Genomic DNA, 12,566 nt, shown 5'->3' with positions numbered 1-12,566 from the left:
GGACGTGGGTGGGCGGCATGCGCGGGCGATCGGGGATGGGACGGCGGCACGGCATGATGCCGCGATGACCCGTCCCGCCGACACCACCGAGCCGATGGACTTCCCGCTGCGCGGCGACCACATCGCCCTCGACGCCCTGCTCAAGGCCACCGGCGCGGTGCCCAGCGGCGGCGCGGCCAAGCAGCTGATCGCCGACGGCGGGGTCAGCGTCGACGGCCGCCCGGAGCTGCGCCGCAGCGCCAAGCTGCGCGCCGGTCAGGTGGTGACGCTGGCCGGCTGGCGCATCCGGCTGACGCTCCCGGCCGCCGGCGGCCCCGCCCCGGCGCCGGCCTGACGCCGCACAGTTCGTCGCCCCCCGCCGCCCCAGGGCCGCGAGCAGTGCGGGCACGGCCGCTGCCATGGAAAGGGGCACATCCCCGGCACCACCGGCGCCGGGCCTCCCCCGACATCGCTGAAGGAGCCACGACATGAACCGATCGACTTCGCTGAGCCTGAAAACCCTGGCCGTCGCCCTGACCACCGCCCTGGCGCTGAGCGCCTGCGGACGCCCGGACAACAGCAGCGGCAGCACCACCGGCGGCACGGCGGCAACGCCGAGCAGCACCGACACGACCAGCGGCACCACGGGCGGCACCACCGGCACGACCCCGGGCGCCACCGGCGACACCACCACCGGCACCGGCAGCACCGGCAGCGCGGGCAGCACCGCCTCCACCACCGGCAGCACGGGCGCGGCCGGCAGCACCAGTGGCGACGTCAACAACAACAACGCCGCCGCGTCCGCGCCGATGGGCACCGGCGGCTCGATGGGTTCGGGGTCGACCGGCGGCACCACGGGTGGCACCACCGGCACCAGCCGCTGAAGCCGATGAAGCCGGCCGGCCCGGCAGGGCCGGCTAGAGCTTCATCTCCAGCCGCAGCTGCCAGCTCAGGTAGCTGCGCGAACTGGCGTCGACCGAGTCCCGCGTGGTCGCCGTGACGAAGCCGGTCTGCCCGGTGGCGTCCAGCGGCGACAGGTTGCTGGCGGTCAACCTCAGCTGGGTGGTGGGGTCCACCGTCCACAGCGCGTAGGCGTCGATCACCCGCTTGCGACCCGTGACCGCGTCCTGGTTGGCCGCCACCTGCACCCGGTAGCCCGGCACCACGCCGAGGTTGCCGCCCACGGTCAACGGCAGACCGCCGCGCAGCCGGTAGTCACCGCCGACGTTGAGGCTGGCCTTGGGCTGGCGGTCGAGCCGGTTGTCCGGCCCCGGCACGCCGTCCACCACCGAGCGGAAGACGCTGGCGTTGAAGCGCAGGTCCACCGCCGGGGCCGCCGTCCACCACTGGTCGAGGCGGAAACGGCTGTCGAACTCGACGCCCTGCACGGTCGCGTCGCCGACGTTCTGCGGCCGGGCGACGTAGCGCGGCACCGTGCTCCACGGCACGTTCTCCAGGCTGACCTGGGAGCGGATGACGTTGCTGATGCGGCGGTGGAAGACACCGGCACTGAGCACCCCGCCGGCCGCCGGGTAGCGCTCGAACGCCAGGTCCAGCCCGGTCGCGAGTTCCGGCTGCAGCGTGGCGTTGCCGATGCGGTCGGGGTCGGTGGGCGCGTTGGTCACGTCGGCGCCGCTGTTGCCGGCCAGCCGCGGCACGCCGATCAATTCGCGCAGCGTCGGCGACTTGTAGCTGCGCGTCAGGCTCAGGCGCACCTGGTCGCGGCCCTTGGGGTCCGGCTTCCACAGCGCATGCAGCAGCGGCGACCACACCGTGCTGCGGTTGCTCTGCGCGACACCGCTCGGCAGGTCGCCCCGCGTGAGGATGGTCTCGCCGCGCAGACCCGCGTGCAGCGCCCACTGCGGCGACAGGGACCACTCGTCCTGCAGGTACAGCGCCCAGCGCTGGTTCTGTGCGCCGAGGTCGTCGGCGATCGGCGACGGCTGCGTCGACGCGTTGGGGAAGGTGGTCTGCACGCGCCGGTTCTCGTCGCGCCAGTTCCATTCGGTCTCGACGCCGCCGACCAGGCTGTGGTCGTTGTCCAGCAGCTTGCTGCCCTTGACCGACAGGTTCAGGCCGCGCTCGCGGGTGCGCGAGCGGTCGTCCACCGTGCGCTGCAGGGCGCCGCCGCCGAAGTCTTGCCGCAGGCTGTCGTTGCGCGCCTGCCAGCTGTTGGCGCTGCCGCGGGTCTCCAGTCGCGTGCCGTCGGCCAGCCGGTGGCGCCACAGGCCCTGCAGCCGCGCCACGCTGAAGCGGCTCTCGTCGTCGCTGCGCACCCGGTCGAAGGTGCTGCCGTTGTAGCTGCCGGTGCTGGTGGTGTCGCGGTGGCCGCTGCCGCCGAGGGTGAACAGCGACGGCGTCAGCATCAGCGAGCGGCCCTCGCCCAGCCGCCACTGCAGGCGCGAGCTGGCCGACAGGCCGGTGCGCTCGTCCAGGCCCTGGTAGCGGTCGAACCGCTGCTGGGTGACGGCGCCGCTGGCCAGGTCGCGGCGGGTGGACGTGAAGCTGCCATCGGCCTCCTTGGCCGTCTGCCAGAGCGACACGGTGGTGTTGTGGCTGAAGTCGCCGAGGCTGCCGTTGCGCGACCAGGTGGCGCCCGGGCGCAGGTGCTGGTTCTCGCCGCCCAGGCCCAGCTTGAGGTCGTTGAGCCGGCGGGTGAATCCTTCGCGGGTGACGATGTTGATGGTGCCGGCGATGGCGCGGGCACCGGTCTCCGCGGTCGGCGCGCGCAGCACCTCGATGCGCTCCACCTGCTCCGGGCTCAACTGATCGAAGGAAAAGCCCGGCGGCACCCGTTCGCCGTCGATCAGCAGCTGGGTGTAGCCGCCGCCCAGGCCACGCATGCGCACCGCGCCGCCGCGGCCCGGGGCGCCGTCCAGCGTCACGCCCGGCAGGCGGCGCAGCGTCTCGCCGAGCGACTGGTCGCCGAAGCGCTCGATGTCCTCGCGGCCGATGACGATCTTGGCGGCGGTCGAATTGCGGCGCAGGTCGATGTCGGCGCTCTGCCGGGTGCCCCGGATCTCGACCTGCTGCGACGGCAGCGGCGCCGGCTCGCCGCCACCGGGCTGCGGCTGTGCGACCGCGGAGCCGAGCCCCACCAGACCGCAGGCGGCCAGCGGCCATGGCATGGGCAGGGCGAGGCGGAGACGGCGGGCGGGCATGCTCATCCAGCGATTGTCGTCGCCGGTCCTCGGCGACCCGGCGACGGCGTGTGGCGTCTGCTACGGTCTGCCGCCGCATGACGTCGCCGCCCCACCTGTCGCCGCCACCCCCGCCCGCACCGGGGCCGTCCGGGCGCCCCCCGCGCGACGCCCACCCCGACCGTGCCGCCGCCGGTCGTGCTCTGGCGCGACGCCCACCTGCTGGTGGCCGTCAAGCCGGCCGGCCTGCTGTCGGTGGCCGGCCGCGGGCCGGAGGGCCAGGACTGCCTGCACCACCGGCTGCTGCCCCGCTGGCCCGACGCGCGCGTGGTGCACCGGCTCGACATGGGCACCTCCGGGCTGATGCTCTTCGCCTGCAGCGACGCCGCGCAGCGTCGGCTGTCGATGGCCTTCGAACGGCGGCAGGTGGACAAGCGGTATGTGGCCGTGGCCGACGGCCACCTGGCCCCGGCGGACGGCGACGGCGGCTGGGGGCGCATCGAGCTGCCGCTGGGCGCCGACTGGCCGGCCCGGCCACGGCAGCGGGTCGACCACGCGCACGGCAAGCCCAGCCTCACCCGCTGGAAGGTGCTGGCACACGGCCACCTGCCCGACGGCCGGCCCGTCACCCGACTGCTGCTGGCGCCGGTGACCGGCCGCTCGCACCAGTTGCGGGTGCACCTGGCCGCCATCGGCCATCCGCTGCTGGGCGATCCGCTGTACGCCAGCCCGGCGGTCGAGGCGGCGGCGCCGCGGCTGATGCTGCACGCCAGCGCGCTGGCGCTGCCGCACCCGGCCGTCGCCCTGCGGCTGGCGCTCGACAGCCGGCCACCCTTCTAGGCCTTGTGGCGTCGCGAAGCGGCGGGACGGAAGCCGGAATAAGTACACGAAATGCAAGCCGTTTGACCGCTTCGGTGGTGGCACCGATGAAGAGAATTCGCGCACCCATTTAGGGCATGACGATTCACTTCGAGGGGGAACTGAAGCATGACGAAGAACATTCCGCTCGCCTGGGCCGCCATGGCGGCGGCCAGCCTGCTGACCGCCTGCGGCGGCGGCGGCGACGGTGCGGCGGTCGGCCAGGCCAGCAGCGTCAGCCTGAGCGGCACCGCGGCCAAGGGCCTGATGGCCAACGCGGACGTCGGTGTCTACGCCGTCAACCCCGACGGGACGCTGTCGACGACCGCGTTGAAGACCACCACCACCGACGCCCTCGGCCGGTACAGCCTGAGCTTCGACGGCACGGCCGGCCAGCCCTACGTGGTGCGGGTGACCGCCAACGCCGGCACCACGCACCTCGACGAGGCCGACGGCCAGTCAAGCCGCTGCCGGCGGGCTTCTCCATGCGGTCGGTGGTCGTGCCGGCCGCCTCCGGCACCGTCAGCACCAATGCCGCGATCACGCCCTTCAGCGAGATGGCGGTGGCCGCGGCCGCCAAGGCCAGCGGCGGCCTGTCCGCCGCCAACGTGAGCCAGGCCAAGGCCACGGTGCAGACGCTGCTGGGCTTCGACCCGATCGCGGTCGACGTCAAGCCGCTGGCCAACGCCACCACGCCGGAGCAGAAGCAGATGGCCGTGCTGCTGGGCAGCGTGGCCCAGCTGGCGGCCGCCGGCAGCCTGGGCTGCAACGCCGGCGCCGTCGACTGCGTGGTCAGCACCCTGGCCGCCGCCACCAGCACCACCACCCTCAAGCTGAGCACCGGCAGCACCGACGTGTCGGCCGCGCTGCAGGGCGCCGTCGCCACCGTGCTGGCCAAGCCCGAGGTGCAGGCCGTCGTGTCCAGCGCCGAACTGGGCGTGGCCGTCGCCAACCTGGGTTGCAGCGGCACCACCTGCGCCGCGCCCGCCGCGGTGGAAAGCGGCACCGCCACCGCCATCGCGTCGGCCAAGTCACTGTTCAACAACCTGCGCTCCGACTGGCTCGCGCTGTTCAGCGGCGGCGGGGCGACCGCCTCGGCCACCGGCGCGGTGAACCAGCAGGCGTTCAAGTTCCGCACGGCAATGCGCGACGTGCAGGTGCCGCTGGACGTGCTGGCCAAGGACACCAGCGCCATCATCGTCGGCATCGACCTGTACAACGACTACAAGGCCGGTCGGACGACCACCCCGAACCGGGGCAAGGGCTTCGGCGTCACGCCAAGCCAGTTGATCGCCGACCCGGACGCCATCAGCGCCGTCGGCTGCACGCTGTACCAGGACTCGGCGCTGACCACCCAGGCCAGCAACGCCGGCAACGCCAACTTCATCGGCTGCCGTGCGACCTACTTCGTCAGCCTGGCCGGCAACACGACGCAGCACTGGCGCCACGGCTTCACGCTGAACCCCGGCAGCGAGGCCGGCAGCTTCACCTACGCCACCCGGGCCCGTCGCACCGACTTCGTCAACGGCGCCCAGGTGGCCAACGTCGCCCTGCAGGCCGACGGCTACTCGGGCACGGTGACCAGCACGACGAACGGCGACGGCCACGTCACCGCCGTCACCATCAAGGGCGGCCTGCCCGGCGCCTTCGAGCAGGGCGGCTCGGCACTGGTCAACACGCGGCACACCATCGACATCAGCGGCACCCGCACCATCAGCGCGCCGAAGACGGAGGCGGTGACGATCAACGGCAGCCTGATCGCCTACAAGGCGGACGGCAACGTCGAAGGCACGCTGGAGGTGAAGTCGCTGACCGCCAACGAGTTCCCGGTGTCCCGCGACGCCAATGGCAACTTCGTGGCCCCGCAGTCGCCCAGCGCCGTGGCCCCGGCCGGCGGTGACCTGTTCACCGGTGGCGGGCAGATCGTCTGGACCACGCCGGGCGCGAAGTTCGACGGCTCGCTGCAGCTCACCGAGTCGGCCTGGGACAAGAGCCTGCGCTCGCACCTGCCGACCAAGCTGGTGGCCAGCGGTCGCTTCAGCACCCTCGACGGCAGCAACGTCACCGAGTTCCTGACCGGCACGCTCGAGCTGACCGTGACCGGCTACGGCAACTACGACGCGGGGCTGGCCGACAGCGCGTCCAACACCTTCACCACCGCCATGAGCTTCAAGGGCACGGTCACCGCGCCGCAGCGGCCGACGCTGGAGCTGACCCTCGGCACGTCGATCGGCAGCCACCAGGACAACGTGGCCTCGGTGAACGCGCAGTACCGCAGCTTCGCGGCCGGTGCCACGGCGCCGACCCGGGTGGTGACGCTCACCGGTTCCGCGCTCGACACCGCCTCGCCGGTGTACACGCTGACCGAGGCGGCCTCCGAGCTCACCCTGACCTGGGACGGCAGCGCGGCGACCATCCCGCTGCGCAAGGGCGGCACCACCATCGGCAGCCTGAACCGCGGCAACGGCCTGCTCACCTTCACCGACCAGACCTTCGTCTCGCTGGACCTGGGCTTCTGACGCTCGGACACCCTTCGACGGCCCCGGGGCCCGGTTCGCCGGGCCCCTTTTGCTCCAGGACGACCATGTTGTTCCCGCCCTTCCTCCGACGTCCCGCCGCCCGCGGCGCGCCGTGGCCGCCGTCGGGGTCGCCGCCTGGACCGCGCTCGCCGCTTGCATCGCCACGCCGGCCAGCGCGCAGACCTGGCAGCTGGAGCTCCATTCGGACCGCCACAGCGACGCGCTGCCGCTGGCCGACCTGGCCGACGAGGACCACCGGCGCCTGCGGCCGCGCGACGGCCGCAACCTGGCCTACCTCGACGAGGAGGTGCGCCTGGCCCGGTCCTCCGGGGCCTGGACCTTCGGCCTGCTCGCGCGCAGCCGGGCCACGCTGGTGCTCAACCGCGACGCGGTGGAACTGCTGGCGCAGGTCAACAAGGCCGCGCCCGCCGACGTCGACCGCCAGTGGCAGGTCGACGCCCGCCTGCGCGGCTTCGCCGGCGTCGGGGCGGACGCCGAGCGCCGCTTCGCGCTCGGCCCGTCGTGGACGCTGCGTCTGGGCGCCCAGGGCCTGCTGCTGACCCGCTGGCGCGAACGCCGCATCGACGGGCCGGTGGGCTACACCGCCGCCACCCGCGGCTACGCCTTCGACCTGCGCTCGGTGGAAACCTACGACCGCCTCGACGCGCCCTTCCTGCAGGGGTTCGAGGCGCATGGCATGGGCCTGCTGCTCAACGGCGAAGTGGCGTGGGCCGACCGCGGCTGGGACGCGGCGCTCGCCGTGCGCGACCTCGGCTGGCTGCACTGGCGCGGCATCCCGCAGCAGTCGGCCAGCCTGTCGACCAGCACCCAGTCCTACGACGCCGACGGCTTCCTGCTCTACCGGCCGCTGGTGCAGGGCCGCAACTCGCAGACGGGCCACACCGCGGCGGCGCCCCAGCGCTGGACCGCCCGGCTGGGCTGGGCGGTGCAACCCGCCCACCGGCTGGAACTGGCCACCGACTGGCTGACCGACTTCGGCCTGCTGCCCCGCCTGACCTGGGAGCACCGGGCCGGCGACCGGTTCAGCGCCATCGGCTGGCGCTTCCACGAGCGGCGCCTGGGCGTCGGCGTGGGCTGGCGCGGCTGGCGGCTGCACGCCGCCACCGACCGCCTGGGCAGCGGCGCCCACTCGAGGTCGCTGACGCTGGCCTGGCACGGCGGCTTCTAGGCCGACCGGCCGGCCGAACTTGCTATAACCCCACCCCGACGCCCTCGCCGACCCGACCCATGCACCAACGCCCTCCCCTGCCCGGCCGCGCGCCGTTCATGCCCGGCGAGGTGCTGGGCGGCTGCCGGCTGGAGCGGGTGGTCAGCGAGGGCGGCTGGGGCCATGTCTACTTCGGCACCGACCTGGCCTCGGGCGCCCGCGTCACGGTCAAGCACTTCCGGCCGCTGCCGGGTCCGCATGCCTCGCTGGTGCGCGCGCTGGAGGCCTTCGTCCACGGCGCCCGGCTGCTGGCACGGCTGGACCACCCCTGCCTGCTGCGCGTGGAGCGCTGGTGGGTGGGCGACGACGAGGGCGGCTGGGTCAGCGCCCGGCTCGAGGGCGAAAGCCTGGCCGCCTGGCGCGAGCGCCAGTCGCAGCCGCCGAGCGAGGACTGGCTGCGCGACGGGCTGCTGAAACCGCTGCTCGGCGCCGTGCAGTCGCTGCACGAGGCCGGCCGCCTGCACGGCGACATCGCCCCCGACAACGTGCTGCTGCGGCCCGACGGCCGGCCGCTGCTGCTGGACTTCGGCGCCTCGCGCCGGCTGCTGCAGCCTCGCGAGGCACCGCTGGAGCGGGTGGTCAACCCCGGTTATGCGCCGCTGGAACAGCACCGGCCCAGCCGGGCCAGCGGCTCGCCCGGCCCCTGGACCGACCTGCACGCGCTGGCGGCGCTGGCGCGCTTCGCCCTCACCGGCCGCACACCGCCGTCGGCGGTGCTGCGCGACGAGGACGAAGAGGCCTTCCTGCCGCTGGCCAGCCTGCCGCTGATCGAGACCGGCGGCTGCGACGAGCGCCTGCTGGCCGAGATCGACCGCGCGATGTCGCTGCACCCGGCCGGCCGGCCGGGCAGCGTCGAGGAATGGCGCCGTGCCCTGCGCGCGATCACCGCCGGCCATGGCGAGCCCCGGGTGGACGCGCTGATCCGCATGACGATGGGCGCCAAACCGGCCGACACTCCGGCCGCCCGCCCGGCCACCGTCGTGCCGCTGCACCCCGGCGTGCCGGCCGGCGGCGAGGCGCCGGCCGTGCCGCGCTGGGCGGGCGGCGGCCCCGGGGGGCGAGCCGCCGCCGGAGCTGCAGCCCGTGCCCCGCCGCGAGCCGCCGCGGCTGACCCCGGCCGAGGGCGCGCCCGCGGCCACGGCCGCCGCCACTGCCGCCGGCGGGCCGGCGTCTCGGCCGCCGCCCCCCGCCGCCGTCGCGTTCGCCGGTGTCGGCGCCCGCATCCCCCCGCCGAGCACCACCTTGCCGCCCTCGCGCTTCGAGGCGCTGCTCGACGACCCCGCCGACTCGCAGCCGGACGACGGCCTGGACGGGGCGGCGCCGCGCGCCGCGGTCGGCGTGCGCGGGCTGCTGCAACGCGCCGGGCTGGTCGCGGTGCTGGGCGCGCTGGCGCTGGCCGCCGGCGGCTACGTGCTCTACCAGCGCGACACCGCGCTGGCGCTGGAGGGTGTGTCCCGCATGCTGCCCGGCCAGGCGCTGGAGGCCGGCATCACGCCGGGCGCGGCCTGCGGCGCGCTCGAAGGCGAGGAACTGCGGCGCTGCCTGCGCGAGACCTGCACCGCGCCCGAACAGGCGGACCACCCGCTGTGCGTGCGGGCGAAGGCGGTGGCGGCGGCCGCCTCGGCGCCAGTCGCTGCCCCGCCGGCGTCGCCCGCCTCCCGCTAGACGAAGCCCAGCCGCGGCGCGCCGTCGGCCAGCGCGCCGATCTCCGCCGCCTCGGCGAAGCCGGCCGAACGAAAGCGCCCCAGCACCGCGTCGACCGCGTCGGCCGCGCACGCCACCAGGAGGCCGCCGCTGGTCTGCGGGTCGGTCACCAGCGTGCGCTGCCAGTCGGCCGCACCGGCCGGCCAGTCCACCTCGGCGCCGTAGCCGGCCCAGTTGCGCGCGGAGGCGCCCGTGGCCAGGCCATCGCGGGCGAAGTCAGCGGCGCGCTGGATCAGGGGCAGCGCGGACAGCCGCACCTGCGCCGCCAGGCGCGCCCCACGCGCCATCTCCAGCGCATGGCCGGCCAGGCCGAAGCCGGTGACGTCGGTCAGCGCGTGCACGCCCTCGAGCGCGGCCAGGTCGGCGCCGACGCGGTTGAGCCGTGTGGTGTGCTCGATCATCTCGGCATACCCCGCGGCGTCCAGCCGGCCCTTCTTCAAGGCCGCCGACAGCACGCCCACGCCCAGCGGCTTGCCCAGCACCAGCCGGTCGCCGGCCCGCGCGCCGGCGTTGCGCTTGATCCGGTCGGGGTGCACCAGGCCGATGGCGACCAGGCCGTAGATCGGCTCCAGCACGTCGATCGAATGGCCACCGGCGATCGGGATGCCGGCGTCGCGGCAGACCGAGGCGCCGCCGTCGAGGATGCGGCCGATCACCGCCAGCGGCAGCTTGTCCAGCGGCATGCCGACGATGGCCAGCGCCAGGATGGGTGTGCCGCCCATGGCGTAGACGTCGGACAGCGCGTTGGTCGCGGCGATGCGGCCGAAGTCGTGCGGGTCGTCGACAATCGGCGTGAAGAAGTCGGTCGTGGCGACCAGCGCCTGCTGGTCGTTGAGGCGGTAGACCGCCGCGTCGTCGGCGGTCTCGATGCCGACCAGCAGTTCGGGCGGCAGCACGCCGGCGGGCGTGCGCGACAGGATGTCGGCCAGCACCCCCGGCGCGATCTTGCAGCCGCAGCCGCCGCCGTGCGAGAAGGCGGTCAGACGAATGTCATCAGCAGTGGTCACTTCAATCCTTCTTGGCAAGGCCCGCATTGTCGCGAGCGGGACGCGGGCCCGGCGCCGGGCCGCCCCGAGCCGCCCCGCGATGCCCTCGGGGGATCGGCCGACGTCCCCGGCGGCCGAGGGGCCGACATCATGAGCGGCCGCCCGGTCGGCGTCGAGGAACGCCACGCCTTCGACGACATCATCGACGCCCGTTCGCCGTCCGAATTCGCGGAGGACCGCATCCCCGGCGCCCTCAGCTGCCCGGTGCTCGACGACGACCAGCGGCGCATCGTCGGCACCGTCTACAAGCAGCAGGGTGCGTTCGAGGCGCGGCGCATCGGCGGCGCGATGGTGGCGGCCAACCTGGCGCGCCACCTGGCCGAACGCTTCGCCGACAAGCCCAAGGGCTGGCGCCCGCTGGTCTACTGCTGGCGCGGCGGCCTGCGGTCGGGCTCGATGGTGCAGTGGCTGCGGCTGGTGGGCTGGGACGCGCAGCAGCTGGCCGGGGGCTACAAGAGCTGGCGCCGGCACGTCATCGCCCTGGTCGAGCAGCGGGCCCCGCGGCTGCAGTACCGGGTGCTGAGCGGCCCCACCGGCAGCGCCAAGACGGCGCTGCTGAAGGCGCTGGCCGAGCGCGGCGAACAGGTGCTGGACCTCGAAGGCGAGGCCCGGCACAAGGGCTCGGTGCTGGGCGCCCTGCCCGGCACGCCGCAGCCCTCGCAGAAGGCCTTCGAGACCGCGCTGGCCACGGTGCTGGAGCGGGCCGATCCGGCGCGGCCGCTGTACGTCGAGGCCGAGAGCAACCGCATCGGCCGGCTCAACGTGCCGCTGCCGCTGCTCGACGCGCTGCGCGCCAGCCCGTGCATCGAGATCGCGGCCACGGCCGAGGCCCGGCTGGCCTACCTGCTGCGCGACTACGCCTACCTCGGCGACGACGGCGAACGGCTGGCCGGCCAGATCGGCCTGCTGCGCGAACTGCACGCCCGCGAGACGCTGGACCGCTGGCAGGGCTGGGCCCGCGAAGGCGCCCTGGCGCCGCTGTTCGAGGCGCTGATGCGCGAGCACTACGACCCGCTGTACGCCCGCTCCCAACGCGCCCACTTGCAGCGGCTGGACCAGGCGCGGCGCGTGGTGGCGGAGGACCTCGGCGAGGCCGGCATCGCCGACCTGGCCGGACGCATCGCCGCGCTGCGCTGACCGGCCCGCCTGCCGTCGGCCTCGCCTGACACGGTGGGTGCAGGACGCGGACAGGACGACGGACGCGGGCCCGATGGCGCCCTCTTCCGGGCCGCACCAAAGTGACGGTACCGGGCCCGCCGCAGGCGGCCCTTCACACCCAGGAGATCGTCATGAACCTCACCCGCTCCCTCGTCGTGGCCGCCACCCTGGTCGGCGCCATCGCCACCACCGGCTGCAGCATGACCCCGCGCGAGCGCAACACCGCCATCGGCGCCGGTGTCGGCGGCGTGGCCGGCTCCGTCATCACCGGCGGCAGCACGTTGGGCACGGTCGGCGGCGCCATCGCCGGCGGTGTGGTCGGCAACGAAGTGTCCAAGCGCAAGGGCCAGTGAGGCCCGCGGCCGGCCCGGCTCAACCGGCGCGCCGGCCCCTCGCGTCCCACGCGGCGACCGGGCGATAGCCCCGCGCGCCCTCGGACGCGACCAGCACGAAGCCGTCGATCGGCCAGGCGATGCAGGGCGGTGACGCCGGCATCGCCGCACCGTCGGCCTGGCGGGCGAGCGTGACGTGCGGCCGGTAGCGCCGCGCCTGCGTGGGCAGGCCGACCGACGCCGCCGCCGTCTTCAGCCGCTCATGCAGCGCCTGCAGCGGCGCACACCGACGACCGGCTTCCAGCACTGCGAGGCCGCCGTGCCACAGCGCGCAGTTGTCGAGCGCCAGTTCCCCGTGCGCGAGGACGCCGCCGCGGTCGACGGCGTGCAGCAGCGGGTCGAACCGTTCCGCCGGCACCATGCCGAGGAACAGCAGCGTGACGTGAAGCCGTTCGCGGCGCGTGGGACGCGCGGTGGCGGGCCAGCGCCACGCCGCCTGCACCGCCAGGAGGGCGTCCCGCACCGGCGGCACAGGCCACAGCGCGAAGAACAGCCGCATGCCCATGCTGTCAGCCCCCGCCCTCAGCCTGACGCGCGACCGC

At 74.6% G+C, this 12,566-nt stretch carries 11 protein-coding genes and 1 pseudogene; 9 read left to right on the top strand and 3 right to left on the bottom strand.

Annotation, left to right across the window (positions count from 1 at the left end; translation table 11 throughout):
* The first annotated feature begins 64 nt into the window (after nt 1-64).
* Together LRS07_RS11410 and LRS07_RS11405 are read left to right on the top strand one after the other, a co-directional pair.
* Nucleotides 65-334: an RNA-binding S4 domain-containing protein gene (locus LRS07_RS11410; protein ID WP_260498168.1), complete on the top strand. Its 270-nt coding sequence runs from the start codon at nt 65-67 to the stop codon at nt 332-334.
* A 133-nt stretch (nt 335-467) separates the two neighbouring features.
* The gene (locus LRS07_RS11405; RefSeq protein ID WP_260498167.1) at nt 468-863 is read left to right on the top strand and encodes a hypothetical protein; all 396 of its coding nucleotides are present in this window, start codon (nt 468-470) and stop codon (nt 861-863) included.
* Nucleotides 864-896: 33 nt separating this feature from the next.
* On the opposite strand, the gene LRS07_RS11400 is transcribed toward LRS07_RS11405, so the two are convergent.
* On the bottom strand, nt 897-3,146 hold the full coding sequence (locus LRS07_RS11400; protein ID WP_260498166.1) for a TonB-dependent receptor plug domain-containing protein: 2,250 nt from the start codon (nt 3,144-3,146) through the stop codon (nt 897-899).
* Nucleotides 3,147-3,302: 156 nt separating this feature from the next.
* Between LRS07_RS11400 and LRS07_RS11395 the strand changes: the two genes are divergently transcribed.
* From LRS07_RS11395 to LRS07_RS11380, 5 genes and pseudogenes are all read left to right on the top strand, one after another.
* Complete coding sequence (locus LRS07_RS11395; protein ID WP_260498165.1) at nt 3,303-3,959, top strand: RluA family pseudouridine synthase; 657 nt, start codon at nt 3,303-3,305, stop codon at nt 3,957-3,959.
* 503 nt (nt 3,960-4,462) lie between these two features.
* Nucleotides 4,463-6,496 (top strand): hypothetical protein, encoded by a 2,034-nt coding sequence (locus LRS07_RS11390; protein WP_260498164.1) that lies wholly within the window; start codon nt 4,463-4,465, stop codon nt 6,494-6,496.
* 112 nt (nt 6,497-6,608) lie between these two features.
* The gene (locus LRS07_RS11385) at nt 6,609-7,685 is read left to right on the top strand and encodes a hypothetical protein (RefSeq protein ID WP_260498163.1); all 1,077 of its coding nucleotides are present in this window, start codon (nt 6,609-6,611) and stop codon (nt 7,683-7,685) included.
* A 59-nt stretch (nt 7,686-7,744) separates the two neighbouring features.
* A pseudogene (locus LRS07_RS22250) lies at nt 7,745-8,422 on the top strand (serine/threonine protein kinase); the annotation flags it as partial.
* 385 nt (nt 8,423-8,807) lie between these two features.
* Complete coding sequence (locus LRS07_RS11380; protein WP_260498162.1) at nt 8,808-9,389, top strand: hypothetical protein; 582 nt, start codon at nt 8,808-8,810, stop codon at nt 9,387-9,389.
* Here LRS07_RS11380 and selD read toward each other — a convergent pair.
* Nucleotides 9,386-10,462, bottom strand: a complete 1,077-nt coding sequence (gene selD, locus LRS07_RS11375; RefSeq protein ID WP_260498161.1) for a selenide, water dikinase SelD — start codon at nt 10,460-10,462, stop codon at nt 9,386-9,388. The two genes, LRS07_RS11380 and selD, sit on opposite strands and share 4 nt — an antisense overlap.
* 102 nt (nt 10,463-10,564) lie before the next feature.
* Here selD and mnmH point away from each other — a divergent pair, with 102 nt between their 5' ends.
* Together mnmH and LRS07_RS11365 are read left to right on the top strand one after the other, a co-directional pair.
* A complete protein-coding gene (mnmH, locus tag LRS07_RS11370; protein ID WP_260498160.1) occupies nt 10,565-11,611 on the top strand; it encodes a tRNA 2-selenouridine(34) synthase MnmH in 1,047 nt (348 codons plus the stop codon).
* A gap of 152 nt (nt 11,612-11,763) precedes the next feature.
* On the top strand, nt 11,764-11,985 hold the full coding sequence (locus LRS07_RS11365; RefSeq protein ID WP_260498159.1) for a glycine zipper 2TM domain-containing protein: 222 nt from the start codon (nt 11,764-11,766) through the stop codon (nt 11,983-11,985).
* A 19-nt stretch (nt 11,986-12,004) separates the two neighbouring features.
* On the opposite strand, the gene thpR is transcribed toward LRS07_RS11365, so the two are convergent.
* Nucleotides 12,005-12,529, bottom strand: a complete 525-nt coding sequence (thpR, locus tag LRS07_RS11360; RefSeq protein WP_260498158.1) for an RNA 2',3'-cyclic phosphodiesterase — start codon at nt 12,527-12,529, stop codon at nt 12,005-12,007.
* Between the last annotated feature and the right edge of the window lie 37 nt (nt 12,530-12,566).

Source organism: Aquabacterium sp. J223 (assembly GCF_024666615.1).
GTDB lineage: Bacteria > Pseudomonadota > Gammaproteobacteria > Burkholderiales > Burkholderiaceae_C > J223.
The sequence above is the reverse complement of the archived record's forward strand: the minus strand, read 5'-3'. Positions and strand labels throughout refer to the sequence as shown.

Coding starts and splice junctions, on each gene's coding strand:
- LRS07_RS11410 (WP_260498168.1), top strand. CDS start 65: ATGACCCGTCCCGCCGACACCACCGAGCCGATGGACTTCCCGCTGCGC.
- LRS07_RS11405 (WP_260498167.1), top strand. CDS start 468: ATGAACCGATCGACTTCGCTGAGCCTGAAAACCCTGGCCGTCGCCCTG.
- LRS07_RS11400 (WP_260498166.1), bottom strand. CDS start 3,146: ATGAGCATGCCCGCCCGCCGTCTCCGCCTCGCCCTGCCCATGCCATGG.
- LRS07_RS11390 (WP_260498164.1), top strand. CDS start 4,463: ATGCGGTCGGTGGTCGTGCCGGCCGCCTCCGGCACCGTCAGCACCAAT.
- selD (WP_260498161.1), bottom strand. CDS start 10,462: ATGCGGGCCTTGCCAAGAAGGATTGAAGTGACCACTGCTGATGACATT.
- mnmH (WP_260498160.1), top strand. CDS start 10,565: ATGAGCGGCCGCCCGGTCGGCGTCGAGGAACGCCACGCCTTCGACGAC.
- LRS07_RS11365 (WP_260498159.1), top strand. CDS start 11,764: ATGAACCTCACCCGCTCCCTCGTCGTGGCCGCCACCCTGGTCGGCGCC.
- thpR (WP_260498158.1), bottom strand. CDS start 12,529: ATGGGCATGCGGCTGTTCTTCGCGCTGTGGCCTGTGCCGCCGGTGCGG.